The 26,248-nt window shown below is 39.8% G+C and carries 20 protein-coding genes; 12 read left to right on the forward strand and 8 right to left on the reverse strand.

Annotated elements, in window-relative coordinates; all coding sequences use genetic code 11:
• Window positions 1-198: 198 nt before the first annotated feature.
• Window positions 199-1,527, reverse strand: a complete 1,329-nt coding sequence (locus C6N34_RS04195) for an ArnT family glycosyltransferase (protein WP_235528996.1) — start codon at window positions 1,525-1,527, stop codon at window positions 199-201.
• 191 nt (window positions 1,528-1,718) lie between these two features.
• On the opposite strand from C6N34_RS04195, the gene C6N34_RS04200 reads away from it, so the two are divergent.
• Window positions 1,719-3,230 carry a hypothetical protein gene (locus tag C6N34_RS04200; RefSeq protein WP_115539159.1) on the forward strand — a complete coding sequence of 504 codons (1,512 nt, stop codon included), beginning with the start codon at window positions 1,719-1,721 and terminating at the stop codon, window positions 3,228-3,230.
• Window positions 3,231-3,240: 10 nt separating this feature from the next.
• Here the strand turns inward: C6N34_RS04200 and C6N34_RS04205 are convergent, their stop codons facing one another.
• Window positions 3,241-4,527, reverse strand: a complete 1,287-nt coding sequence (locus C6N34_RS04205) for a recombinase family protein (protein ID WP_115539160.1) — start codon at window positions 4,525-4,527, stop codon at window positions 3,241-3,243.
• 362 nt (window positions 4,528-4,889) lie between these two features.
• On the opposite strand from C6N34_RS04205, the gene C6N34_RS04210 reads away from it, so the two are divergent.
• The 7 genes from C6N34_RS04210 to C6N34_RS04240 all read left to right on the forward strand — a co-directional run bounded on the left by C6N34_RS04210 (window position 4,890) and on the right by C6N34_RS04240 (window position 13,335).
• Window positions 4,890-6,257, forward strand: a complete 1,368-nt coding sequence (locus C6N34_RS04210) for a CmpA/NrtA family ABC transporter substrate-binding protein (protein WP_115539161.1) — start codon at window positions 4,890-4,892, stop codon at window positions 6,255-6,257.
• 125 nt (window positions 6,258-6,382) lie between these two features.
• A complete protein-coding gene (locus C6N34_RS04215; RefSeq protein ID WP_141302948.1) occupies window positions 6,383-7,075 on the forward strand; it encodes an IS1 family transposase in 693 nt (230 codons plus the stop codon).
• A 73-nt stretch (window positions 7,076-7,148) separates the two neighbouring features.
• On the forward strand, window positions 7,149-7,910 hold the full coding sequence (gene ntrB / locus C6N34_RS04220) for a nitrate ABC transporter permease (protein ID WP_236107407.1): 762 nt from the start codon (window positions 7,149-7,151) through the stop codon (window positions 7,908-7,910).
• 50 nt (window positions 7,911-7,960) lie between these two features.
• Complete coding sequence (locus C6N34_RS04225) at window positions 7,961-9,964, forward strand: ABC transporter ATP-binding/substrate-binding protein (protein ID WP_096547803.1); 2,004 nt, start codon at window positions 7,961-7,963, stop codon at window positions 9,962-9,964.
• Between the two features lie 35 nt (window positions 9,965-9,999).
• Entirely contained in the window at window positions 10,000-10,818 is an 819-nt protein-coding gene (locus C6N34_RS04230) for a nitrate ABC transporter ATP-binding protein (RefSeq protein WP_057178537.1), read from the forward strand.
• 199 nt (window positions 10,819-11,017) lie between these two features.
• A complete protein-coding gene (gene bicA / locus C6N34_RS04235) occupies window positions 11,018-12,664 on the forward strand; it encodes a bicarbonate transporter BicA (RefSeq protein WP_115538588.1) in 1,647 nt (548 codons plus the stop codon).
• 77 nt (window positions 12,665-12,741) lie between these two features.
• Window positions 12,742-13,335 (forward strand): exopolysaccharide biosynthesis protein, encoded by a 594-nt coding sequence (locus C6N34_RS04240; RefSeq protein WP_057178535.1) that lies wholly within the window; start codon window positions 12,742-12,744, stop codon window positions 13,333-13,335.
• Window positions 13,336-13,651: 316 nt separating this feature from the next.
• Here C6N34_RS04240 and C6N34_RS04245 read toward each other — a convergent pair whose 3' ends face one another.
• Together C6N34_RS04245 and C6N34_RS04250 are read right to left on the reverse strand one after the other, a co-directional pair.
• The gene (locus C6N34_RS04245; RefSeq protein ID WP_057178533.1) at window positions 13,652-14,500 is read right to left on the reverse strand and encodes a metal ABC transporter permease; all 849 of its coding nucleotides are present in this window, start codon (window positions 14,498-14,500) and stop codon (window positions 13,652-13,654) included.
• 21 nt (window positions 14,501-14,521) lie between these two features.
• A complete protein-coding gene (locus C6N34_RS04250; RefSeq protein WP_115538592.1) occupies window positions 14,522-15,247 on the reverse strand; it encodes a metal ABC transporter ATP-binding protein in 726 nt (241 codons plus the stop codon).
• A 121-nt stretch (window positions 15,248-15,368) separates the two neighbouring features.
• On the opposite strand from C6N34_RS04250, the gene C6N34_RS04255 reads away from it, so the two are divergent.
• The 3 genes from C6N34_RS04255 to C6N34_RS04265 all read left to right on the forward strand — a co-directional run bounded on the left by C6N34_RS04255 (window position 15,369) and on the right by C6N34_RS04265 (window position 18,526).
• Window positions 15,369-16,316: a metal ABC transporter solute-binding protein, Zn/Mn family gene (locus tag C6N34_RS04255; protein WP_115538587.1), complete on the forward strand. Its 948-nt coding sequence runs from the start codon at window positions 15,369-15,371 to the stop codon at window positions 16,314-16,316.
• 564 nt (window positions 16,317-16,880) lie between these two features.
• Window positions 16,881-17,981: a phospho-N-acetylmuramoyl-pentapeptide-transferase gene (gene mraY, locus C6N34_RS04260; RefSeq protein WP_115538591.1), complete on the forward strand. Its 1,101-nt coding sequence runs from the start codon at window positions 16,881-16,883 to the stop codon at window positions 17,979-17,981.
• A 98-nt stretch (window positions 17,982-18,079) separates the two neighbouring features.
• Window positions 18,080-18,526 (forward strand): DUF2996 domain-containing protein, encoded by a 447-nt coding sequence (locus C6N34_RS04265; RefSeq protein ID WP_057178530.1) that lies wholly within the window; start codon window positions 18,080-18,082, stop codon window positions 18,524-18,526.
• Window positions 18,527-18,593: 67 nt separating this feature from the next.
• Here the strand turns inward: C6N34_RS04265 and C6N34_RS04270 are convergent, their stop codons facing one another.
• A complete protein-coding gene (locus C6N34_RS04270; protein ID WP_057178604.1) occupies window positions 18,594-19,865 on the reverse strand; it encodes a dihydrolipoamide acetyltransferase family protein in 1,272 nt (423 codons plus the stop codon).
• A 212-nt stretch (window positions 19,866-20,077) separates the two neighbouring features.
• On the opposite strand from C6N34_RS04270, the gene C6N34_RS04275 reads away from it, so the two are divergent.
• Window positions 20,078-20,674, forward strand: a complete 597-nt coding sequence (locus C6N34_RS04275) for a hypothetical protein (protein WP_115538586.1) — start codon at window positions 20,078-20,080, stop codon at window positions 20,672-20,674.
• Here C6N34_RS04275 and C6N34_RS04280 read toward each other — a convergent pair.
• From C6N34_RS04280 to recQ, 3 genes are all read right to left on the reverse strand, one after another.
• Complete coding sequence (locus C6N34_RS04280; protein ID WP_006275857.1) at window positions 20,671-21,120, reverse strand: YlqD family protein; 450 nt, start codon at window positions 21,118-21,120, stop codon at window positions 20,671-20,673. The two genes, C6N34_RS04275 and C6N34_RS04280, sit on opposite strands and share 4 nt — an antisense overlap.
• A 49-nt stretch (window positions 21,121-21,169) precedes the next feature.
• Window positions 21,170-23,188 (reverse strand): AMP-dependent synthetase/ligase, encoded by a 2,019-nt coding sequence (locus C6N34_RS04285; RefSeq protein WP_181407020.1) that lies wholly within the window; start codon window positions 23,186-23,188, stop codon window positions 21,170-21,172.
• Window positions 23,189-23,956: 768 nt separating this feature from the next.
• Window positions 23,957-26,119, reverse strand: a complete 2,163-nt coding sequence (gene recQ / locus C6N34_RS04290; RefSeq protein WP_181407019.1) for a DNA helicase RecQ — start codon at window positions 26,117-26,119, stop codon at window positions 23,957-23,959.
• Window positions 26,120-26,248: the final 129 nt, after the last annotated feature.

Here is a 26,248-nt window from a genome sequence, read left to right on the forward strand (position 1 = left end):
CGCCGTCAAAGTCAACCCTTATCGAGATTGGTACGCGACTTGTTTTCCCTCAGGCGATACTTGCTCCTAGTGGGAGTGGGAATTAGCGTGATATTGACGACAATGGTAATCACTGAACAAAACACTAGTTATAAACAGTACCCTAATCAATTACGTCACCTTTGATAGATGGGATTGGGAATTTAGTATTTTTTTGGCTTACCATATCCAGTGGTGAGAGCGAACTAGCAGAAGTAGGGAAATGTAACTTCCCCAGACCAGAATGGGCAAAAATTGCCGGTCTTGTTTTTGTGCTAGGATTGCGGCTAAAATCATGGTTATGGCCGCAGTTCCCAGGACTACCTGTAGTTCAGTTGTTCCAGGAATTGTTAACCCCAGATAAATACTAGCTCCAGAGGCCACCAGAGACAAAATGGCAAAACTGATCACCCAAATCCGAGGGTAGGAAAAAAATGAAGTCCAGTCTTCAATTGTTGTCAAGTAGAATCCCAAGGCCAATGCCAAACTGGGATACACAGGAAATAAGTACCAAGTCAGTTTAAATTTGACTAAGGATATCATCAGTAAATAGACTCCACCCCAGACCATAGTCAATTTTGCCCAGCTAAAATTGCGGTTTTCCCAAGTAGCTCTAATGGTTTGCGGTAAAAACACCAGCCACGGCCAAGTCCATTTTATCAACTCCACACAATAGTACCAGGGAGGTTGGGTTTGATTTCCCCAGTCCCCTGACCAGTGGTTGTGTTCTACTAGTTGACAAATGTACCAGGTTAGGGAGGGTAATAAACCAATAAAAATTCCTAGCCATAAATAGGAACTAATCAGGATTCTTGGTGTGTCCCAAAATAGAAACACCATTACCATTATAAAGGTTAATAATATTGCTAATAGTCCCTTAGTCAGGCAAATCATTCCCAAACAGATTCCTATACCCAAACAGTAGCGCAAATCTCGGCGCGATCTCAAAACGGACAAAATTAGAACCATTAACATGGTGGTAAATATACCATCTGATATAGCTAACCTGCCATAGCAAACCACTGGTAAAATAGTAAGATAAATAAATGAACTATAAATAGCAATAGCCCGAATCCGAAAAGTCTCTCTAGCAATACAGTACAATAGGGGTACGGAAAAGGAGGTAAGAATAGCTGCTGGAAGACGGGTTGTCCATTCGTTGTTACCTCCCAGAAAATACGCCAGAGCTACTAACCAGTGGATAAGATGAGGTGTAAGCACACTGTCAGAAGTAGAGTAGCCTATAGTACCTATTTGAGAAATTTTACTGGCTACTACAGAAACGGAAATTTCCTGACTGGTAAGTGGTGCTTCACCAAGATCAATAATAAATAGTAATATTGCTGCTAGGACTAGTATGGTTAGAAATATCCTATCAGTCCGGTTATTAACTGCACCATACTGTTGTTGTGGCCAAATCCAAATATAACTTCCTTCTTGCATATTCCATAGTAATAATTTTACTGATAATTTTGCTGACTGATCGGATCTCCATTTGCTCTGTGTCACCCTGTATTAATTGTTTGTGCTGACAAGTAATAACTAGATCTAAAAATAGCGCAGTTTTCAGCAGAAAATAATAATTTTTTGAACAAAACTTTTCTTAGTTATTTTTTAAACAATTTAACATTTTTTGCGTCAATTAAATGTTATAAGTGACACAAAACCAACTTGACCAGTCTGTTATAAGGAGTTTACCAATGAACCTACCTGTTGTTTTGGATATAGCCCTAGGATTAGTTTTCACCTACCTAATTTTAAGTTTGTTAGCCTCGGAGATTCAAGAGCTAATTGCTACTGTTTTGCAATGGCGAGCGGTACATCTGAAAAAATCTATTGAGATATTCTTAGCAGGGGATGTAAAGAATTCAGATACTAAGGATGTACTGGACCTGGTGAATAGGATTTATAATAATCCTATCATTAGGAGCATTAACCAGGAAACAAAGGGATTTTTATCAACCTTACCCAGAAAAATGACCTGGAAGGTAGCTGACATAGTTCGTTCAGTCAAAAATTTGGTTTCTAGATCATCACCGGAAAACAAAATTTTTGCCAATCAAAATAGTGGACCTTCCTATATCTCTAGTGACAGTTTTGTTTCTGGTTTATTAGAGGAGTTAAAAGTGCCTAAAATCATTCATGCTCTTGCAGAAGTGAGGTTAGAAAATTTTAAAATTCAACATTTGCGAGAAATTAAACTAATTTTAACCAGGTCTTTAAGACAAATAGCAGCTAGTGAGTTATCAACTAATGTTACTCATGATATTAATGATGATTTTGTGAATCTAGACTCTGAATATAGGCAAATTGTGGATGACTTTAAAAATCAAAGATTTGATGTAGATACTAGTGTGAATCGGATGCAGGATAGTTTAAGCAAATATATCAACAATTTTCAAGCTAATATTGAAAATAATCATCCAGCGTTAATGGAAACACACAAGCGGTTGCAAACTTTACAAAATCATATTTTTCCTAGTCTTGAGAAAGCAATTACTGTTGCGGGTCTCAAGCCCAGTATTAGTGAAATTATCCAATTAATGGAAACTGGTAAAGCTGGATATAATGAAATTCAAAGTAGTTTACAACAGAGAGATAGTGAAAAATATGCCACCATTAGAGATTTGATTGATAGCTTACCACCGGGAATGAAGCATAACATTGCGACCATGGCCAAGCGAGCCCAGTATAAAGCCAAAACTACAGAGGAGGGGATACGGGTATTAAGACAAGAAATAGAAAATTCTTTTGATAGTTCCATGCAAAGAGCTGGAGGTGTTTATAAACGTAATGCCAAAGGGGTGGCAATTTTAATTGGTATTGTTATAGCTTTTGGTGCTAACGCGGATACATTTTACATTATTGATCGGTTATCGAAGGATACAGCGTTGAGGGAAGCAATTGTTTATAAAGCTCAACAGACCATAGATCAGCAAGTGCTGGATCCTAACTTGAAAAATATTGACACCAATCAGATATTAGAGGATATTAGTTTACCCATTGGTTGGAGTGAAAAAAACTTAGCTGAGCAACTGGGGACTAATCCGATCAAAATTAATGGTGTCTCGGTTGTAAGTTCTAATATGATAATGGGTTGGCTAGTCAGTGGTTTTGCCATTGCTATGGGTGCGCCTTTTTGGTTTGACTTACTAGGTAAAGTTATGAATGTGAGAAATACGGGTAAAGGGAACAAGGGAACGGGGAATTAGGGAGTAGTTTTTAAAAACTGAAGATGATTTGTAAATTCCAATTTTCACCTTGACGAATAATCTCTATTTGACGAATAAATTCTCGGAGGTAAAAACGCCTTTCTACCTCCGATAAGTCCATCCAGAACTGTGGAATGGAGACAGCTTGTGCAACGGAGGACAAATTCACGGGAGGGAGAATAGCCAACTGAGACTCCAGTTGAGAAATTTCTGTCTGGAGTTTATAACGCCTTAATTTTGCTGTTTCTTGATCTAGCACTCCCGTTTCTATTAAGACGGGTAACTGGTCAAGAATTTCTTGTTGACTTACAATTTGAGCAGTTAACTTTTTTTTCATATTATCTAATTGGGTAAAATTTACTTGGGCAACAGCTGTAGGTAAATTTTGACAAATAGTTTCAATGGTTCTGGTTAGAACCTGTTGATAAGAAATAGAATGACATTTAGGATTTTGGGGACACTTGGTGTTTCGCAAATATAGGTACTCTTGTGATTGGAAAGAGTGTGTAACCCGGTTAATATTCATTTTTTGTTGGCATTGATTACATAGGACTAGTCCAGCTAAGGAATAGGGCGCACTAGCTGTACGGGATGATAAACGACTATTACTGCGTAAAATTCTGTCAACTTGGGCTGATTCTTCCTTAGATATTATACCAGGATGGGTGTTAGGGATAGTTTCTCCATTTTGATAAATAGTGTCACCACGATAAACAGGATTGGTTAACCACCGTCTACCAGTGGTAACGGAGATTTTTTTACCGTATTTTTTGGCTAGGTAACGAACTGCACCCCGTACAGAAGCATAGAGTAAAAAGTGATCAATAAATTCTTTGACTACGGGAGATGTACTGCGATCAATAATGTACTTTCCCTTACTGACCCGATAGCCATAGGGAATCTTACCAGGTGGTCGCAAGGCTTCCAGACGATTTTTGGCGTGTCCACGACGAATACGACGACTACGCTGTTGGCTTTGAATTTCCTGGGCTAAATCCAGCATAGTCAGGGGTACCTCAACATTTTCCGATATATATGGTTGTTCTATAGCAATAATTATTACTCCCATAGTTTCTAGTTGATTCAGGCGATCGCCCACTTGTTGTAGAGTATCTCCCAGTTCTTCTAAACGTCTAATGAGAAGATAGGTAGGGGAATGGCAGTCCCAGATTAACTGTTGTAATTGAGACCTTCCTCCCAGGTCATGATAAATCTTATCTACCTCCCAACCCCAAATAGAGTCATCGGGTGCAGTTTCTAAAAGTGGATCTGTATAAGCATAGGCAATGATTTTCATGGGAAGTTATAGAAATTATAGATTTCTACTTGATTTTACTTTAACCTTCCCAGAAAAAGTGCATAGTTTAAAAACTATGAATACAATTATTTCCATCTATTATAGATATGAATCATAAGTTAGGAACAATGATAATCATCGGGTTAAAAATATAAATTTTTTCTTATATATCCAATCCAATATTTGTGTGGAATTTGCTGTTGACTAGTGATCTATTTTTTTTAAAAACCTGTAGACTAAATTTCATTGGTTGAGAGCAAACACTTGATCCCATCCAAGATAACTAATTGTTCAGGGGGGTATAGGGGTCAAGCAAGGACTAGAAACCAGATATTAACAACAAGAGATAAAGAGATAAACTGATGTCCGGATTATGGAGTCAAACTTCCCGACGCAAATTTCTTACCACAGCAGGAATTGCCACGGGTGCAGTATTAATTAAAGGATGTTTAGGAAACCCACCAGAAAAGGGTGCGGGGTCCAGCTCCCAAAGTCAACAAGTAGAAGCAGCAAATTTAACACCAGAGATCACACCAGAAACCCCAAAAATTAAATTAGGATATATTCCCATTGTAGAAGCTGCACCACTAATTATCGCCCAGGAATTAGGGTTCTTTAAAAGATGGGGAATGACCGAAGTTGAACTTGCCAAACAAGCATCTTGGGGTTCCATGCGAGACAACACGGAAATTGGGTCTGCAGGAGGAGGTGTAGACGGTGGCCAATATCAAATGCCCATGCCACACTTAATCACTGAGGGGCTAATTACAAAGGGAAACGTAAAAATACCCATGTATCTACTAGCCCAATTGAACACGCAAGGTAATGGTATTGCAATTGCTAATAAGCATGCAGGCAAGCAAGTTCATCTTGACTTATCTAAGGGGGGAAAGGCAGTTTTTGACAAATTAAAATCAACCCCATCACCTTTTACAGCGGCATTTACTTTTGGGAAAGTTAACCAGGAATTTTGGTTGCGCTACTGGTTAGCAGCGGGAGGGGTAAATCCTGACACTGATGTGAAATTGATTCCAGTACCTACTGCTCAAACGGTAGCCAATATGAGAACTGGAACTGTGGATGCTTTCAGTACAGGAGATCCTTGGCCTTATAGAATCGTCAAAGACAAAATAGGTTTTATCTCCGCGCTTACTGCCCAAATATGGAAAAATCATCCTGAAGAATACCTTGCAATCAGAGGAGAGTGGGTAGATGCTAACCCAAAAGCCACAAAGGCGATTTTAAAAGCAGTTATGGAGGCCCAGCAGTGGTTAGATAAGTTTGAAAACAGAGAAACTGCTGCCAACATTTTAGCCCCTCTCAAATACTTTAACCTATCACCCTCCTTCCTCACAGACCCCTTCCAGGGTAACTATGATATGGGAGATGGTCAACAAGTTAAAGATAAATCAATGGCGGTATTATATTGGAAGGATGAAAGAGGTAGTGTTTCCTATCCATATAAGAGTCATGACCTGTGGTTTTTAACTGAAAGTATTCGTTGGGGATTCCTACCAGCAGACTATCTAGAAAAATCAGAGGATCTGATCAACAGAGTTAACAAAGAAAATATATGGCGAGAAGCTGCTAAGGAATTGGGCATACCTGATACTGATATTCCTACTAGTACGTCCCGTGGGTTAGAAAAGTTCTTTGATGGTATTACATTTGATCCATCAGATCCTCGTGGGTACTTAAAGAGCTTGAAAATCAAAAAGGTAAATATTTGATTGCTTTGATCACTAGCTAAAATCTATAAACTACAAAAGGATACAAAGATGACAACAGTAACCGCCAAACGTCGTAGCAATAATAAGGCGTTGCATAATAGAGGTATGAATTGAGGTAATCTACTGTGCATTGTCCAAACTGCGGGTCTTCCAAAATCAGAAAGAATGGCAAACGTCGAGGTAAACAAAATCACATTTGTGTTGATTGTGGTCGTCAATTTATCGATGTCTATAGTCCACCTAAAGGCTATTCAGAAGAAGTTAAACAAAGTTGCCTGCGCTCTTATGTTAACGGTATGGGATTTAGAGCAATTGAACGCGATAAAGGCGTTCATCATACAACTATTATTTACTGGCTAAAACAAATTGGTTCCATACTTCCAGATGCTCCACCAGTTGAGGAAACACCCTTGGTAGGTGAGCTTGATGAGTTGGAGACCTTTGTGGGATCAAAAAAAAACAAAATATGGTTGTGGACAGCAGTAAATCACTTCCGTAAAAATATCCTGGCTTGGGTTGTGGGAGACCACAGCTCACAAGCATTTCAACCTTTGTGGGACATCGTTAAACTCTGGCAATGCTTTTTTTATGTTACTGATGGGTGGAGGGTTTATCCGAGTTTTATTCAGCCAGAGGATCATATTGTGAGCAAAACATATATGACTAGGGTAGAGGGTGAAAATACACGTTTACGTCACTACTTAGCGCGACTACATAGAAAAACGCTATGCTATTCAAAATCTGTAGATATGCTTAGGTATTCAATTAAATTATTACTTCACTATTTAAAGTATGAAGTAATACCCGCGTTTAGTTGATTCATCCCGCAAATATGCAACGCCCAATAATAATAGTTCCGAGAATCTTATACTGGCATTTATCAATAAAAAAATGCCAGAAATTATACCTCCGTTTATTGCCATAGTTGCCTTTTTGGTTGTTTGGCAGGTATTTTCCTTAGTAGGTGGTACGTTACCCGGACCAATTCAAGTAGTACAAGACACTTGGCAATTGATTATTTACCCATTTTATGATCGAGGTGGGATTGACAAAGGTCTATTCTGGCAAGTTTTTGCCAGTTTACAAAGGGTGGCTATTAGTTACACATTAGCTGCTGTGGTAGGGATAGGTTTAGGAATTTTAATTGGTGTAAATACCACCATGTCCAAGGCCTTAGATCCCCTATTTCAATTGCTAAGAACCGTACCACCCTTAGCTTGGGTACCTATTTCTTTAGCTGCGTTAAGACAGAATGAACCAGCGGCATTGTTCGTAATTTTTATCACCTCTCTTTGGCCGATTCTCATTAATACTGCTGTTGGTGTCAAAGAAATACCCGTGGATTATAATAATGTGGCTAAGGTCTTACAACTTTCCCAAAAAGAGTATTTCTTCAACGTCTTGATTCCTGCAGCGTTACCCTACATTTTCACCGGGTTAAGAATTTCCATTGGGTTAGCATGGTTGGCGATTATCGCAGCAGAAATTGTCATGTCCGGTATTGTTGGTATTGGGTTCTTTATTTGGGATGCTTATCAAGCTAACAAGGTGAGTGAAGTAATCTTAGCCCTGGTTTACATTGGGGTTGTGGGTTTACTGCTGGATAAATTCATGGCTTGGTTACAAACAAGAATTTTACCAGAACAAAAATAGTTACTGCCTTTTTCTTACCCATTATTATCTACCATTCACAACCTAAACCTATGTCTGTATTTGTTGCTGTTGATCAAATTGACAAAGTCTTTGAACTAAGTAATGGCGGTCAATATATTGCCCTCAAAGGTATTGACCTACAAATTAAAAAGGGTGAATTTATTTCTCTCATTGGCCACTCCGGTTGTGGTAAATCCACCCTCCTCAATATGATTGCTGGACTGGATTTACCCACAGAGGGTTTAGTCACCCTAGAAGGACAGAGAATCAAAAAACCCGGTCCAGATAGAATGGTAGTATTTCAAAACTACTCTCTATTACCATGGCGAACTGTGAGAGAAAATATTGCCCTAGCAGTAGATTCCGTCCTAAGTGGAATGCCAGCGGGAGAACGTAAATCTGTAGTTGAAAGACATATAGATATGGTAGGTTTACGTCCCCATGCAGACAAACAACCATCCATGTTATCAGGTGGACAAAAACAAAGAGTAGCGATCGCCCGGGCCTTAGCAATCCGTCCTAAATTATTACTACTAGACGAACCTTTTGGCGCATTAGATGCACTGACCAGGGGAAATTTGCAAGAACAATTAATGCAAATTTGTGAAGAGAATCAGGTAACTGCGGTAATGGTGACCCATGACGTGGATGAAGCTGTGTTATTATCAGATAGAATCGTCATGTTAACCAACGGACCAGAGTCCAAAATTGGGGATATTTTAGAAGTAGATATTCCACGTCCTCGCAAACGGATGGAAGTAGTAGAGCATCCCAGTTACTACACCTTGCGTAGCGAGATGATTTACTTTCTCAACCAACAAAAAAGGATCAAGAAACTGCGGGCCAGAAAAACTCCCAATATTGCCCGCCATGGCTTAGAAAAAGTTAATTTGGAAGTTGGTTTTTTGCCAATTACAGCCTGCGCACCCTTGGCAATAGCCCAAGAAAAGGGTTTGTTTGCCAAACATGGTTTAGACGAAGTTCATTTGGTCAGAGAAAGTAATTGGCGAGGTATTGTTGACGGTATTAATGGCGGTTATTTAGATGCTGCTCAAATGCCATCAGGTATGCCCATGTGGTTATCTTTGGGGGGTAATAAAAGTCAGCCCCTACCAATTGTCACCTCCTTAACCATGACCCGTAATGGTAATGCCATTACCCTAGCCAAAAGATTTTATGAACAGGGGATATATACTCTATCTGATTTCAAATCATATCTGTTACAAACCCGAGATCAGATGCACCGCATGGGGGTAGTACATCCAGCATCAATGCACAATTTACTGTTGCGTTATTGGTTAGCAGCAGGGGGAATTGATCCAGATGTGGATGTAGAGATGAAAAATATTCCCCCTGCACAAATGGTGGTGGATTTGAAGGCTAAAACTATTGATGGTTATTGTGTAGGGGAACCTTGGAATTATCGAGCTGCTGTGGAAGGTTCAGGTTTTACCATAGCCACAGATTTAGAAGTTTGGCTGGGACATCCCGGTAAGGTATTAGGTGTGAGAGAGGATTGGGCTAATGCTTATCCTAATAGCCATATTGCCTTAACCAAAGCCTTGTTGGAAGGGTGTAAATATTGTGCAGATCCTAATAATGCACAAGAGGTGAGAGCAATATTAGCCAGTCGGGAATATGTGAACACTGATATGGATTTTATTCAGGTGGAAGATCCCAGTGGTAACACCTGCGATTTAGACCATCCCATGCGTGAGTATGCCCACCATCAATTTTATGGTAACTCAGCAATTAATCGTCCTAGTAGGACTGAACAAACTTGGATTATGACCCAGCTGGCCAGATGGGGTGAAACTCCTTTTCCTCGCAACTGGGTAGAAATTGTGGAAAGGGTTTGTCGCGTGGGTGTATTTAGTACCGCCGCTAGGGAATTGGGTTTGGATATCAGTTATACTCGTCAACCCATTCAGTTATTTGATGGCAAACCTTTTAACGCTGATGATCCTTTTGCATATCTTAGCGCTTTAGAAATTAAACGAGATTTTTCTGTCGCAGAAGTTGTTCTTGACATCAACAGAAAAATTGTAGCCTAGACAGTTGTTCAACAATTTACCCCGGGAAAAATCAGATGACATCCTCTACTCAAGTCCGTAACCATCAATCCTTCCTCACAATTGAAAATGTCACTAAAATTTACCCGACTAAAAAAGGACCTTTTACTGTTTTAGATGGGATAAATTTAGAGGTACAAAAGGGTGAGTTTATTTGTGTGATTGGCCACTCCGGGTGTGGTAAATCCACCCTATTAAATATGGTGTCTGGTTTTAACACTCCTACCACGGGTCAGGTATTATTAGAAGGACAACCCATAGTTAAACCTGGTCCGGACCGGATGGTGGTATTCCAAAACTACGCCCTTCTACCTTGGCGAACCGCATTTGAGAATATTTATTTGGCTGTAAATGCGGTTTACCCAACTAAACCAGAAGCGGAAAAACGAGCCATTGTCCGGGAGCATTTAGTCATGGTGGGACTGTCTGATGCTATGGAGAAAAAACCCCCTCAAATGTCTGGAGGGATGAGACAGCGTGTTTCTATTGCTCGTGCCCTAGCTATTCGTCCCAAGGTTTTAATTTTAGATGAACCGTTTGGCGCTTTGGACGCTATCACCAAGGAAGAATTGCAGGAGGAGTTATTAAAAATCTGGAATGAAAACCGTTGTACTGTGTTAATGATTACTCATGACATTGATGAGGCTTTATTTTTGGCTGATAAATTGGTCATGATGACTAATGGACCCCATGCCAAAATTGGGGAGGTGATGGAAATTCCTTTTGCACGACCACGTGAGCGGACTCTGATTATGGAAGATCCTCAATATTATCAATTGCGTAACTATGCTTTAGACTTCTTGTTTAATCGCTTTGCTCATGATGATGTTGGTTAGGATGACAATAGGCGAATCACATTCGCCTAATTGTACCCAACTAGGGATTCTCCTCAGCTATAGGTTAATACCTATGCAATTCATAAGAATATATATTCAGTAAATTGTTTGCGTTGGTAAATTTTGGCTACCTAAGAAGAGTATGCTGATAGAGCAACCTAAGCATCGCTTAAACGCCATCTAAAACCAATTAACAAACATGGAAATAACTAATACTATTAACACGCGCAACTTACGGAGCGATATTTTTGGTGGTGTCACTGCGGCCATTGTCTCTTTACCACTGGCTTTAGCATTCGGTGTTGCTTCCGGTGCAGGTCCAGTTGCTGGTCTTTATGGTGCAGTTTGTGTGGGTTTTTTTGCTGCTTTATTTGGTGGAACACCCACATTAATTTCCGAGCCCACTGGTCCCATGACTGTTGTAATTACTGGCATTATAAGTTCTTTAACAGCTATGGATCCAGAAAATGGCATGGCTATGGCTTTTACCGTAGTTATGTTAGCGGGGATATTTCAAATCATATTTGGTATCTTCAAGCTGGGCAAATATATCACCCTCATGCCCTATAGTGTAATCTCTGGGTTCATGTCGGGTATTGGTGTGATTTTAATTATTTTGCAAATCGCACCGTTTTTAGGGCAACCTAACCCAAAAGGGGGAGTTTTAGGAATAGTTCAAAATTTACCTCAGCTCCTAGAAAAGATTAATCCCATTGCCCTCATTTTGGGTGTAATGACTGTGGCAATTATTTATTTGACACCATCAAAGGTCAAACGCATTGTGCCACCCCAATTAATTGCCCTAGTTTTAGGAACTATAGTTTCACTGGTCTTTTTTAGTAATGCGGATATCCCACGTATCGGTGTGATTGAAACTGGATTGCCAAAACTGCAAATGCCAACTTTTACCCCCACTAGTGTAACGATTATGTTGGTTGATGGGGTTATGTTGGGAATGTTGGGATGTATTGATACCCTATTAACCGCAGTAATAGCTGATAGCTTAACTCGTACGGAACATAAATCTGACAAAGAGCTGATTGGACAGGGTATTGCCAATTTAGTTTCTGGTTTGTGTGGAGGTTTGCCCGGTGCTGGAGCGACCATGGGAACGGTAGTAAATATCCAAACCGGAGCACAGACGGCAATATCTGGAATCACCCGCGCTCTAATTTTGTTGGTAGTGGTTTTAGGTGCTGCCGGTGTTACTCAAAGTATTCCTATGGCTGTCTTAGCGGGAATTGCGCTGAAAGTGGGGATTGATATCCTAGATTGGAGTTTTTTAAAGCGATCTCACAAAGTTTCCTTCAAGGGTTCCATCATTATGTATGGTGTGTTACTCTTGACTGTTTTTGTAGATCTGATTGTAGCTGTGGGGATAGGTGTATTTGTTGCTAACATCCTCACAATTGAGCGTTTGTCCAGCATGAGTTCTGAGAAAGTTAAGGCCATCAGTGACGCTGATGATGATATTGATTTAAACGAAGAAGAGAAAAGATTGCTCGACCAAGCTGGGGGTCGAATTTTGTTATTCTACTTAAGTGGTGCCATGATATTTGGCGTTTCCAAGGCCATCTCTCGTGAGCATAATGCCATTCAAGACTGTGATGTGATTATTTTTGACCTCAGCGATGTTCCTATGATGGGTGTCACTGCTTCTTTAACTATCGAAAGTGCAATTCGGGAAGCAGTTGAAAAAGACCGACAAATTATTCTAGTTGGCATCACTGGTAAGGTTAAAAAGCGACTGGAAAATTTGGGAGTTCTAAGTTTATTACCCCCCCACCATTTGGTGACAGAGCGCAAACAAGCTCTAGAACAAGCTATGACTTTAGTTAAAAGGTGATAATCAAAGATTGATAGGGGGAATGAAGCAAATGTTATATTTGATCGTTCCCCGTTCTTTTACCCAAACCCTGAACAATGCGCTTGACCTTTTCTGAGGAAATAAAATCTTTGCTACAGCGTCTAGCACACCAACCTCTAACCTTGGGTGACGTGCTGGAAACAACCTCTCAACGCGGATTCATTCTAGTCATTGCTTTATTGGTTTTACCATTCTTGTTCCCTATGCCACCCGGACTCACGGGTCCTCTTGGCTCCGCTTGTTTGCTCTTATCATTGCAAATGCTTTTGGGCAGGCGATCGCCCTGGTTACCAAAAAAAATTGCCAATTATCAGTTTCCCCGGGTTTTTGCCCAAACTATTCTTCACAACCTAGGTAGGGTCACCAGGTTGTTAGAAAAAATTGCCCGTCCTCGCTTGACAAAATTGGCAAATCATGATATTACCTGGAGGTGTAACGGTCTTTGCATTTCCTGGTTGGCTATTTTACTTATTTCTCCTGTACCTTTGACTAATCCCATACCCACCATTGGCATTTTACTGTTTGCTGCGGCTAGTATGGAGTCAGATGGACTACTTGTATGTATTTGCTATGTATTAACACTATTAATCACCCTAATTTTCTACCTCATTGTCTATGGAGTTTTACAGCTCCCTGGTTTGATTACATAAAGATTACTGGCACTATTGACATTTATGGGGGGTGTCTTATAATCCTAGTTAAGGTAGGTTCCAATCAATATTTAACGAGTATGAAAATAAATCCCCCAGCCAATAACGAACAGTTAATAACTGAGGGTAACAATGTAATTAAGGTGCATTTACTAGTTTGATTATTCCTACGGGATAACATGGAATCCGGAAAATTTATTTGATTTCTGTTTAATTTCCATGTTTTTAAAAAAACCCCCAGTTTTGGCCGGGGGGATTGATCAATTAAGGTTTCAATGTTTTCAAGGGCCAATCTGTAAAATCGGGAAGGTAATTCCTACCTTCCATGTTTTACAAGGGCTCCCAAAACTCTGGATTTGGGACTAAATAAAAAAGCTAGGACAAATGCTGTGCAAACGACTAATACAATAGCTGGTCCAGAGGGTAAATTATAGAAGTAACTCAGATAAATTCCTACAATACTAGAAATTATGGCGATCGCAGCTCCTAGGATCATAACTTGATGTAGTCTGTTAACTAATAGGTACGCTGTAGCACCAGGGGTAATCAACATTGATAGGACTAAAATCACTCCCACTGCTTTCATACTAGCAACAATGGTTAGGGAAATGAGCAACATCAAACTAATGTTGAGTTGATTAACTGGTAGACCAGCAACCTGGGCTCCTATGGGATCAAAGGTATAGAATAGTAGTTCTTTGTAGAGTAAAAAAACGATAATTAAGGCCACAGCAGCAAGGATGGCCGTATCCCTAACCTCATTGGGGGTAACACCTAGAATATTGCCAAAAAGAAAGTGATTGAGGTCGATTTTATTAGCTTTTTGAATCCCTGTAATGAGTGTGACACCAAGAGCAAAAAAACCAGAAAATACGATCCCCATAGCTGCATCCTCCTTAATAGGAGACCGGTTTTTAATCACTGCTATAGCTACCGTGCTTACCATAGCAGCAATAAAAGCTCCCACAAATATATTCGCACCTATTATAAAGGCGATCGCCAGTCCTGGTAAAACGGAATGACTAATAGCATCGCCTAGTAGTGCCAGACGTTGTACCATTAAATAAGTACCAACCACAGCACATAACAAACCAATTAACACTGCAACTATTAGTGAGCGTTGCATAAATCCATACTGCAACGGCTCCATTATTTCGCTTAACATAAATAATATTAAAAATGAAAATTATATTGTAAAGTAAGCACGTTGTAGATTAGTTTCTGTAAGTACATGCAGACGAGGTCCACTAGCTATAAGTTGACAGTTAAGTAGAATTAAATCGTCAAAATGGTTAATTGACTGACCCAGATCGTGATTGACCACCAGGACAATTTTTCCTCGATCTGTGAGTTCTTGAAAAATGTTAAAAAGGACACCTTGAGTTTTGTGATCTATGCCGACGAAGGGTTCATCAAAACAAAAAATTTCAGGTTCTTGAGTTAGAGCGCGGGCCAGGAATACCCTTTGTTGTTGTCCTCCGGAAAGCTCTCCTATAGGTCGGTCAGTATATTTTAACATTTCTACCCGTTCCAATGCTGTCATTGCTATTTGCCGACTCATACTAGAAAAACTACGTAACCAACCGGTTTTTTTCACTCTTCCCGTCATGACCACATCCCAGACCGTAGCGGGGTAGTTCCAGTCAATTTGGCTTCTTTGGGGGACATAGGCAACTTTTTCTAGTTGGTCTACTAATGGCCTACCGTCATACAGTACACTACCCATACTCATGGGGACTAATCCTAGAATTGCTTTGATCAACGTACTCTTACCAGCACCATTAGGTCCAAAAATTCCTGTTAATCTTCCTGCTTTAATAGTACAGGTTATATCCTGTAAAGCGTCTTGTCTATGGTATTGTACTCCTAAATGGGAAATATGAATATCCCTAAACTCTCTATTTATGGGCATCCTTTGAGGTGTTTTTAGTAATAGACCAAATTTTGGGGAGGTGTTTTGCATAGTAGGATTGATAATTCTTGAGATCCTACTTTGAGCTTACTATGAAGAAGGCTAAAAATATGAGACAAATATGAAAAATAAAAACATTCGGATATGGATAGTAATATTTTTACCATTATATTTACTAGGATGTAGTGTTTCTCAGGTGGAAACCTCGAAGAATGGCAGTCGTGGGAAACTAAGCAAAATAAGAGTTGTAGCAACAAGTACAATAATTACGGACTTAGTGGCACAAATAGGAGGTGAGGAGATTAGTTTAACTGGAATACTTCAACCTGGAACAGATCCCCATGTATATGAACCAGTACCAGGAGATGGCAAGGTCTTAGAGACAGCGGATTTAATTGTATATAATGGGTATAATTTAGAGCCAGGAATTATTAAGTTAATGAATTCTACGGGTGTAATGGCTAGAAAACTGGCAGTGGGGGAAGTAGTCAAACCCTTAAAATTAAAAACCCATCGGGGGGAAATAGTTCCCGATCCCCATGTGTGGGGGAGTGCTAAAAACACCATAACCATGGTAAATGCTATTAGAGATACTTTAGTGGAGTTGTCGGATAAGGACAGGGAAAAATTTACACGAAATGCTGCCCAACTAACTAAGGAACTGGAAAAGTTGGATAATTGGATCAAACAGGAAATTGAAACTATTCCACCGCCCAACCGCAAAATAGTTACCTCCCATGATGCTTTTCAGTATTATGCTGATGCTTACGGTATGGAGGTTATAGGGACTTTGATTGGAATTAGTACAGAAGAAAAACCCAGTGCTAAAACGGTAAAGGAATTGGTGGATGCTATTATTAGAGCGGATATTCCTACTATATTTACCGAAACTACGATTAATCCAGACTTGATGAAAACAGTAGCTCAAGAAGCGGGGGTAAAAATGGCAACAAATCAACTTTATTCCGACTCTTTGGGTGCAAGGGGAAGTGATGCGGATACTTATATCAAAATGATGACAGTTAATACCAAAACTATTGTGATCGGTCTAACCGAAACGGTAAAATAAAGAACATGATTGACAAAAGTCCGAGAATCTAATATTATTGTTTGCGGATTTCCCATGTTATAATTCTGGTGATGCTTTAATTGGTAAGGCGTTAACAAAAAAATTTTTTTGCTCTGTACCGGATAAATCCAAAAACGGTTGAATGATTAACTAAAATCACACCGCGTCAAATACAGTACCAAATACAAATTATCAAAAAAGGTTTTGTTATATGTAGGCTCTTCTAAGGAGATGACGGCAGATATTTTGCAGTGTAAGTGGGTGAGTGGAATTAAATATAAGATCAACGTAGGTTAGGTTGAAGTATGAAACCCAACACCCGCATGGGTCTCGTTCCTCCCTACTTAACTAGGAATGGAGCAGTGATTTATGAGTTTTCTTTAAAGGAGACCAACATAAAGCATTACCAATTCATTGGCTTTTTTGTATTGAAGAGAATGGAATTTACCATTTTGACTATGGATGATAGTAATATCAACTTAGATTAGGATAGGTTTTATTCTTCCTGGTGACCAAGGTTAAACGTTTGAATTTTTTTAAGTGTGGAGTGAAGGAAAAATTTCTGTGGACGCAAAATTATCTCCCAACCAAGGATTGAGTATTTCCGGGATCGGGTTAGCATCGGTTTTAGCAGCAGCTATGACTTGTGCCACCCTAGTTGTAGATGGTCTAGGAAATAGGGCTTTTTGGCAATCCAACTCTTTAACCATGCCATTTTTACTGAGTGCTTTGGGTAGTGCAGTAGCTGGTTTATGGTTTGTGCCACTGTTGCAAGCGTTAAAAACTGGGCAAATTATTCGAGAAGATGGACCCAAGGCCCATTTAAAGAAGGCGGGTACTCCCACCATGGGTGGTGTATTTTTCATACCCGTGGCCCTGCTAGTAGCTTGTGTGCTTTCCAATTTTGCTAAAGATGTATTGGCTGTTTCCGCTTTAACACTTGCTTACGGAACCATAGGTTGGATAGACGATTGGCAAATCCTGCTGAGGAAATCCAACAAGGGTATATCCCCCAAAACAAAATTGATTTTACAAATTGTTTTTGCCATTGGTTTTTGTGTGTGGATGATTTTAAGGGGAGACTTTAGTATAACAAATATAGTTTTGCCCTGGGTGGGTTTTTCTTTACCTTTAGGATTCATGTTTTGGCCCTTAGCTACCTTTGTGCTAGTCGCGGAAAGCAATGCTACTAATTTGACTGATGGAGTTGATGGGTTAGCTGGGGGAACAGTGGCGATCGCCATTTTGGGTTTAGGAGCGTTGATTGCTCCCACCGCACCCAGTTTAATGATCTTCTGTGCAGCGGTGAGTGGTAGTTGTCTGGGATTTTTAGCTCATAATCGCAATCCCGCTCGAGTTTTCATGGGTGACACTGGTTCCCTCGCTTTAGGCGGTGCTTTAGGTGCAGTGGCCCTTTTAACTAATAATTTGGTAGGACTGTTTATTTTAAGTGGAATATTTTTTGTAGAAACTCTATCTGTAATGGCACAGGTGAGTTACTACAAAGCAACTAAGGGACCGGATGGCAAGGGCAAGCGATTATTCAAGATGGCTCCTTTACACCATCATCTGGAATTATCTGGTTGGTCTGAATTGCAGGTGGTGGGCGTGTTTTATATGATTGGTGCGGTTTTGGCCAGTATGTGTCTAGCCTTAATCAAGTGATTTTTCTAACACCTGCCTAAACATTCAAAATGCCACCCATTTCCTAGGGTGGTTTTTTTGGTAAGCAAACGGATTGATATGGAATAATAAATATAAGTATGGACACAATAGAGGACAATGTGATGGTGGAAGAAACAAACCAAAAACCCGTAGCTAAAAAAGAAAAACCCCCAGCAGTGGAAGATAAGCCATTTGAGGAGTTTATGCAAGAACACTACTTACCTGCTTTACAAAAAGCGATCGCCCAGGAAGGTATTTCTGACGTAAAATTGACCTTTGCCAAGCAGAAATATGCCATTGTTGGTTTTGATTCTTCCCAGGAGTGTTGGCAAATCATTGGTTCTTGGCAAAACGGGTCTAAACAGTTTAATGTTTACTTTCCCGACCAAGACATTCAAGGTAAAAAGGGGTTTTCCTGTCATGAAGGGAAAAAACCCAGCACGCTGGAGTCCTTCTTAATAGACGAGCGTAAGATCACCCTTGACTTGCTGGTATCCCGTCTAGTTTACCGTCTCAACGGTCAAAAATGGCTAGGTAGGAACTAGTTCCCACTCTAATTATAATTATAGAGACGTTGCAGTTGAATACCCAACGTCTCTAAACTATTAAGAACTAAACTGTGAGAGATTGGGGATCGGTTTCAATCAACTTTGCCAAATCCTGGAGGAAAGCAGCTGCATGGGCACCGTAAATAATTCGGTGGTCACAGGTAATATTCACCTTCATTTGTTGTCTGAGAGCAAATGAACCATCTCCAGTAGCTACAACTTGGGAACGCCCAGCTCCAACTGCTAAAATGGCACCTTGTCCCGGTGGCAAAATCGCATCAAAGGTATCCACACCGAACATACCCAAATTAGAGATAGTAAATGTACCCGTGCTGTACTCCTCGGGTTGCAGTTGTTTAGCTCTAGCTCTATCTACTAAAGATTTCCAGTTCCGCGACAGGGAGTAAATATCTATTTGATCCGCATTCTGTAAAACCGGGGTAATTAAACCACCATCATCCATGGCCACAGCTACAGAAACATTAATCTGGGGGTGATGGACAATTCCTTGTTCTGAATAACTGGCATTAAGTAAAGGATGTTTTTGTAAGGTAACTGCTACAGCTTTAGCTAAAAGGGCTGTCATGGTTACGCCCTTGGATTTGATTTGCTTGTACAGCTTATCTAGACCATCAGTGGTAATGGTATAGCCAACATGAAATGTAGGTACAGATAGGCTGGACATCATGTTACGTACCACGGCATTCTGTAAAGTAGTTAATGGTACTACTTGACCAGAATTAACCACGGATGGTACTGATTTTGTTGGTATAGCTGGTGGGGTAGATGGAATAGTAGGAATGGTACTGATAACAGGGCTAGTGGGTTGTTTGCCCACAGCAGCTTCTATGTCTCCCGCAATGATTCGACCATAAGGACCACTACCTTGGAGATTATTTAAATCAACCTTGAGTTCCTTAGCCAGCTTACGAGCGCGAGGAGAAACCACTAACCTACCCTGTTGATGATTTGACCCGTTTTGGGAAACTGTTATAGGTACTGGAACCACAGAGGCACTTACCGGTGCTACTGGGGAAGTGGGTGTCACCGCACTAGCTCCACCTCCAAGAATCTTAGCACTGGTAATTTCTTCTTGGGTTTCGGCCACATAAGCGATCGCTGCGCCAACGGGAGCAGTTTCACCAGCTTGAACGAGAATATGGGCTAGAAATCCTTCATAAAAAGACTCTACATCCATATCAGCCTTATCTGACTCAACAACCACCACTGTTTCACCTTTTTCCACTTTATCTCCTGGTGATTTGACCCAAGAGACTATTTTTCCTTCCGTCATGGTGGAACTTAGGGCTGGCATAAATACTTCATGAATGCTCATAATGGTGGCTTTAGAATCAATTTGGTAATTTTTTGAGTGGAATTTAACGTATGTTCCCAAATCAAATTGTAGCTCACCAAGGGAATTTTTCGCCAAACATTTAGGTCAGGGTGGAACTTAACTGGGACTTAACGGGAACTTAAACTTGGTGTGAAATATCCATATAGTAAATTGTATGGTGCAATGGGTGGTTCAATAATGGGAGATCCTAATTGACTTATAGTCGTGTTGGGCCACCCACTCTGATACAAGTTACTGTCTTCCGCTTTCTCACACACACAACCATGTTAGCAAGACTCAAGTTTTTTTTAATTTTTGCCCTAGGTACTTTCATTAGTACTGCTGGACTTTATTGGATTCAGCATCAACCTTCTATAAGGTTGACCCTATCCGCCCATGGACAGCCACAAATAATCCCTAAGCAAATAAATCCCGATGAAGCACGAATAAACTTGGAACGTTCTGATTACCACATAATTCCTTTAGAAACAGTAAATTCTCTTTTGATAGGAAGTGACCCTGCTACTATAGCTTTAAATATGATTGATGAAGGTAAAGAGTCTCATAAAAAAATACAAGTGCAGGTAGTGTATCCCCAACCTAATCAGGCCTTGGTTACAATTATCAAACCCTCACCAGCTAAAAATAGCGTGGTCAACACCACTAAATATCGTGTTGAAATGAGTCGCTTTGGGCGATCGCTGTTAGTAAATTCACCACAAGTATGGGAGGTGATCTGGGCTGGATCCCAAAGAGATTGTTTTTCTCAGGATCTAACCCAGGATGATCTTAGTCAGGACTGTGATTAGACTTCACCACGAATCTCTTCAATCACACCATCACGAAGAACGATTTCAACCTGCATTTTACTAATCAGATTATCACCAGTTTTCACCTGGAAAAAACTTTCCATTTGAAACTGATTGACCTCCTGCTCCAAATCCAAATACTGTACTTGCTGAAGGTTTTGCAATAATTGGTTCTTCTGTTCCAACAACTCGCTTTTCTTCTGGTTAATTTGTAGTTGAACATTGTCGATTTGTTGTAGAGTTTGGGGACCGGGGGGTTGCAGACTCTGTTTTTGAATAACACTAATTGTTCTTTGTCCTTCCATGTCAAGTTGTTGCAACTGCTGATCTGTTTGGTTGATCTGTTCTTGCAATTGTTGTTGTACTTCCTCTTTCCATAGTGGAGTTACAATCACCTTCACGTTAACAACACGTTTGAGCATTAATTCCAGATTCGATAGTTCCATAAAGATTATAGGTTTACCCTAACTAGTTTGTAATTGTTTTTAATTAGACCTACTTGACAAACATGCTGTCAATAGTATCACCATACTTTTGTGCCACAACATGACGACGAATTTTCATGGTTTGGGTCATCATGCCATTTTCCATGGAAAAGGGTTCCGGGATTAGCTTAAAGGGCCCAATGCGGTCATCAACCCTATAACCTGGACGATTTTGCACCTCCCTATTTAATTCCTTCCGATATAAATCCTGAATTATTTTGTTCTCTAAGTCAATTTTTTGACCGATTTTTTGATCTTCATTTTCCGTGGAATCATCCTGAGTAGGTAAATTGATATTCTCAACTTCCGCCCATTTTTCCAAAGCATCCAGGTTAGGAACTATTAAAGCACCAAGACTGCGCTGATCTTGTCCTACCAGCATAATTTGGTCAATATAGGGCGATCGCAAGCAAGCATCTTCTATAGGTTGGGGTTCAATATTTTCACCATTGCTTAATACAATAGTATCCTTAGCTCTACCAGTTAGCACCAAGTCATTTTCAGGTGTTACCCAACCTAAATCACCGCTATTAAACCAACCATCATTGTCAATAACCTGTCTTGTAGCTTCCAAATTCTGATAATAGCCCTCCATCACCTGGGGACCTTTAAGTAGAACTAAGCCAATTTTCCCTGGAGATAGAGGGTCTTTTGTTTCTTGGTGAACTATCTTCACCTGAGTTCCTGCTATTGGTTGTCCCGAGGATCCGCGTAAATTTCTCCAGATACGACGAGCATTAGTGACCGGTGAAGTTTCCGTCAATCCATAACCCTGTAAAATCTCCACCCCGATAATTTCAAAGAAGTTGTCTATATGTCTAGGCAGTGCCCCACCTCCACTAATCACCTGCTTGATTTTTCCTCCTGTAGCTTCTCGCACTTTAGCATAAACTAACTTTTCTCCCAATATTTGTAATGGTGATAAGACTAATTGCTTAATTTTTGCTGCCCATCTTATCCATTCTGAAGCACCAATATGCTCTAAACTTAATCCCTGGGCAACACGTCGAGCGAAAATATATTCTTGACCCATTTTCAGCAAGAATTGAATTAGTTTTTGTTTTTTCACTGGTTGGCTACGGAACTGCTTTTGCACCCCTTCATAAATTGACTCCCACAGTCTGGGCACGGCAATCATAAAGTTAGGTCTAAACCTTTTTAGGTCTTCTTTAATCATTCTCAAATTTGTATATATTTGTGTACAACCTTGAGAAAGTAAAAAATATTCGCCACTGCGCTCATAACTGTGCCAGGTTGGTAAAATGCTTAAAGCCACATCACCAGGTTGGGGTTGAACTATAGTTCCCAGGGTTTGAACCTGATGTAATAAGTTGTTATGGGAAAGCATAACACCCTTGGGTTTACCCGTAGTTCCGGAAGTGTAAATCAAGGTTGCTAAAACATGACCAGCAATTGTGACAGGAGTCAAAGTATGATCATTAGCCAGATTTAACAGCTGAGTAAAATTCATCACCGAATAGGTTTCTATAATAGGCAAGGTATTCCACTCAGGCATATCCGTTTCATCAGAAAGTAAAATGACCAGCTTAATTGGTAGCTCAGCCAAATCAGGTTCTAGCTTATTTAACGTTTTAACATCTTCAACTACCACAACCGTACTACCACTGTGGGAGATAATGTATAGTAATTCATTCTTTTCAGCTTGGGAGCTACGAACTGCATTCACTGCTCCAGCAGTCATAATACCTTGGTCTGCAATAAACCAACGGGGACTATTATCTGCTATGAGAGCAATGCGTGGGGGGTGGGGATCATCATCATTTTTGTTTACCCCCAAGACCTGTAAACCTATGGCAAAACGCTGGATTTGATCCCACAATTGGGAGTAGGTGATTTTGACCTCTGGTTTGCTATGGGGGTTATATAGAGCAGTGATATCGCGAAAATGTTGAGCTGCTAATGGCCATATTTCTGGTAAGGAATGGATACCAGAATAACTAGTCAAATCTTGTATTGCCTTTTTTTCTCGATCTGTAAAGGTAGATAAAAAAGGAGGCTGAAGTTGCATAATTGACAAATGGTATACAGAAATAGTTTATGATGGCATATTATATAATAGTGGGGTAGTGGTTTTTGGGTGGAAATCTAAACTAATGAAGGAGGTGATTAATAATAGTTATAATTGGGGGGCTATTAGCCAGTATTGTTAGTGCTGTTATTTGCTTGATTTTACCCAAATTTTTATCTTTGTTCTCATCTGGAAAAAATAATCATCTTGAGAGGGATAGAAACCACAGTGGAATCACGAGTTTTCCTTATTGTACAGTTTATAAATTAACAGGTAGTCAATGGTGCAAGTTTAGTCCCCAGTTTTGTGAGCGATGTTCTTCTTACCGGGAACATGAGAAACTGAAAAATTCATGGAAGTAGTGACACAAAAACTCGTAAATCCTTCAATTAGGGACATTCCAACCTACATAGCTCAAATCATTTAATTTACTTATAGGTCATAAAAGAAATTTAAAACTAAATGGTTGGTCTAATCTTAGAATTATGGTTGATGATTAAATAATGTCTAAATTTTAGGCAAATCGAGGCAATAAAGACCAAATTAAGGGGGAATCATCTATGAGTCTAATGGATGTCGTCACTTTTACGTTATTCAACGCAGTTGCTTGCATGGTTTTGCCTAAACTGATCTCAATTGTGTTTCCCATTCATAAGAACAGAATAGAGAGCAAACCAAAACCCCCAAATCCCATACTGCAAGGGAAGCAGTACAAGAGATGGCTTTTCCTACTCCAACAGTAGTTTTTAAAAACTGTGGCTTAAAACCCTATTTAGGGGATAGATTTTTACGATTTTCCCTTCGCCATCTAGCTCTGACTAAGCGAATCTCATTATAGGTATAACTATCACCCAAATAATCTCGAATGGGGGTTAAATTAATGTCACCCAAAACATCTATGACCTGCCAAATTTTCTTTTGTCTATCCAAAGGTATTAACAAATTCAAATCAACAGGTTGTTTTTTTTCTATCAGGTCTGACAGATGACGAATAATGGTGGCAGTTTTCATATTCCGTTTTTGGGCAATTTGTTCAATAGTGAATCCTTGCTGGTGCAATTCCAAGGTAGTTGATTCTGTATTAGTTATTAGATCATCATCACTCTTTTTTGGTGGTTGCCAACTTTGTTCTTGAATATAGGATTGAATAACTGCCAAAAACCTTTCTCCATATTGGTTGACCTTATAACTAACCACCCCAGAAATTTGTCCTAACTCTTCTAGAGTTCTGGGTTTGATTTGGGCCATTAGTCGTAAGGTCGAATCTTGAAAAATAATATAGGGAGCTAAACCCAGTTCGTCAGCAATTTGTTTTCGTAGCTGTCTGAGTTCATTCATCAGAGCTTCTATATCTAAAGCCTTAGTATTAACAGCGACCAAATCAGCCTTTTGATATACGGGAGCAGCAATTGAAACTTGTCGTTGTTTTCGCATCACCTCCCAACTTAAAGCATTTAATTTTAACACCGAATAGCCATCATTAGTTTGTTCCAATAACCCTTGGTGCAACAAAGATCTGCATAACATTTTCCATTCATCTGCTGTTTTATCTTTCCCGATACCATAGGTAGAAAGTTGATCATGTTTATGCAAAGAAATTTTTTGATTTTTCGTCCCTCTTAACACATCAATAATATAATTCATACCATATTTTTCCTGACATCGTGCTACACAAGATAAAAACTTCATTGCTTCCACAGTCCAATCTTGCAAGGGTTTGGGATAACGGCAATTATCACAATTAGCACAACTACCAGGAAATCTTTCCCCAAAATACCCCAATTGAATTGTGCGTCTACAGTCCGTTCCTTCAGCATAATCTATCACTTGTCTTAACTGCTGTTTAGCAATCAGCTGTTCTTGGGGATCGGTTTTCTTACCTATACTCCATTCAATGGTTTTCACATCACCAAAACTAAAAAATAAGGTGCATCGAGAGGGTTCCCCGTCTCTTCCAGCGCGACCTGACTCCTGATAATAACTTTCTAAATTTCTGGGCAAGTCACAGTGAATGACAAACCGTACATCAGGTTTATTAATACCCATGCCAAAGGCAATAGTTGCCACCATAATTCGCACATCATCACGGATAAATCGAGTTTGGTTTTTGGCTCTTTCGTGATCAACTAAACCTGCATGATAGGGTAAAGCAGCAATTTGACTATTCTGTAGTTTTAAGGTTAGTTCATCTACGTTCTTACGGGTTAGACAGTAAATAATTCCCGAACCCTCATTTTCTTTAATAATTTCTAATATTTCCCCATAGGAATTTCTATTTTTAGGCCGCACTTCATAGTACAGGTTCTGTCGGTTAAAACTAGCAATGTGAACCGCTGGTTGTTTCAATCCCAACTGTTGGATGATATCAGCTCTCACTCTATCGGTAGCAGTTGCGGTTAGAGCTATGGTGGGAACATGAGAAAATCGCTTCCTCAACAAGATTAATTGTCTATATTCTGGACGAAAATCATGACCCCACTCAGAAACACAATGGGCTTCATCAATAACAAAGTTAGCCAGGCCAAATTTTTCTTTAACCACATCTAAAATGGGCAAAAATCTCTCGCTCACTAATCTTTCTGGAGCTACATATAATAATTTCACCTTACCATTCATGATCGCTTCTTCCCGAGAGCGAACTTGATAAGTAGTGAGACTGCTATTAATAAGAGTGGCAGAAATATTATTATTTCTTAGTGCTTCCACCTGATCTTGCATTAATGCTATCAGGGGAGATACTACAACTGTTAAACCTGGTTTCAAAAGAGCTGGTAATTGGAAACATAGGGATTTTCCACCTCCCGTGGGCATAACTACCATTAAATCACGGTTTTCTAGTGCATCTTCTATAATTTGTCTTTGTCCGGGACGAAATTGGTCATAACCAAAGTATTTTTTTAATTCTTTTTCTAAATCGGGATACTGCATCATGGTCAGTAACTAGGGGTAGATCAATCTAATCTTTAGCAATGACAATATCAGAAGTTAATTCAACTCTATGGATAATTTCTAAGGTCACCTCCGTACTTACCTTTCCTATGGTCACCTGTTTAATCACTT

Source organism: Cylindrospermopsis raciborskii Cr2010 (assembly GCF_003367075.2).
Classification (GTDB): Bacteria; Cyanobacteriota; Cyanobacteriia; order Cyanobacteriales; family Nostocaceae; genus Raphidiopsis; species Raphidiopsis raciborskii.

Excerpts from the sequence above, each read along its gene's own strand:
- C6N34_RS04270 (WP_057178604.1), bottom strand. The coding sequence starts at position 19,865 with ATGAGCATTCATGAAGTATTTATGCCAGCCCTAAGTTCCACCATGACG.
- recQ (WP_181407019.1), bottom strand. The coding sequence starts at position 26,119 with ATGATGCAGTATCCCGATTTAGAAAAAGAATTAAAAAAATACTTTGGT.
- C6N34_RS04205 (WP_115539160.1), bottom strand. The coding sequence starts at position 4,527 with ATGAAAATCATTGCCTATGCTTATACAGATCCACTTTTAGAAACTGCA.
- C6N34_RS04225 (WP_096547803.1), top strand. The coding sequence starts at position 7,961 with ATGTCTGTATTTGTTGCTGTTGATCAAATTGACAAAGTCTTTGAACTA.
- C6N34_RS04240 (WP_057178535.1), top strand. The coding sequence starts at position 12,742 with ATGCGCTTGACCTTTTCTGAGGAAATAAAATCTTTGCTACAGCGTCTA.
- C6N34_RS04255 (WP_115538587.1), top strand. The coding sequence starts at position 15,369 with ATGAAAAATAAAAACATTCGGATATGGATAGTAATATTTTTACCATTA.
- C6N34_RS04210 (WP_115539161.1), top strand. The coding sequence starts at position 4,890 with ATGTCCGGATTATGGAGTCAAACTTCCCGACGCAAATTTCTTACCACA.
- ntrB (WP_236107407.1), top strand. The coding sequence starts at position 7,149 with ATGCCAGAAATTATACCTCCGTTTATTGCCATAGTTGCCTTTTTGGTT.
- C6N34_RS04230 (WP_057178537.1), top strand. The coding sequence starts at position 10,000 with ATGACATCCTCTACTCAAGTCCGTAACCATCAATCCTTCCTCACAATT.
- C6N34_RS04200 (WP_115539159.1), top strand. The coding sequence starts at position 1,719 with ATGAACCTACCTGTTGTTTTGGATATAGCCCTAGGATTAGTTTTCACC.
- C6N34_RS04245 (WP_057178533.1), bottom strand. The coding sequence starts at position 14,500 with ATGTTAAGCGAAATAATGGAGCCGTTGCAGTATGGATTTATGCAACGC.
- C6N34_RS04265 (WP_057178530.1), top strand. The coding sequence starts at position 18,080 with ATGGACACAATAGAGGACAATGTGATGGTGGAAGAAACAAACCAAAAA.
- C6N34_RS04250 (WP_115538592.1), bottom strand. The coding sequence starts at position 15,247 with ATGCCCATAAATAGAGAGTTTAGGGATATTCATATTTCCCATTTAGGA.
- bicA (WP_115538588.1), top strand. The coding sequence starts at position 11,018 with ATGGAAATAACTAATACTATTAACACGCGCAACTTACGGAGCGATATT.
- C6N34_RS04280 (WP_006275857.1), bottom strand. The coding sequence starts at position 21,120 with ATGGAACTATCGAATCTGGAATTAATGCTCAAACGTGTTGTTAACGTG.
- C6N34_RS04285 (WP_181407020.1), bottom strand. The coding sequence starts at position 23,188 with ATGCAACTTCAGCCTCCTTTTTTATCTACCTTTACAGATCGAGAAAAA.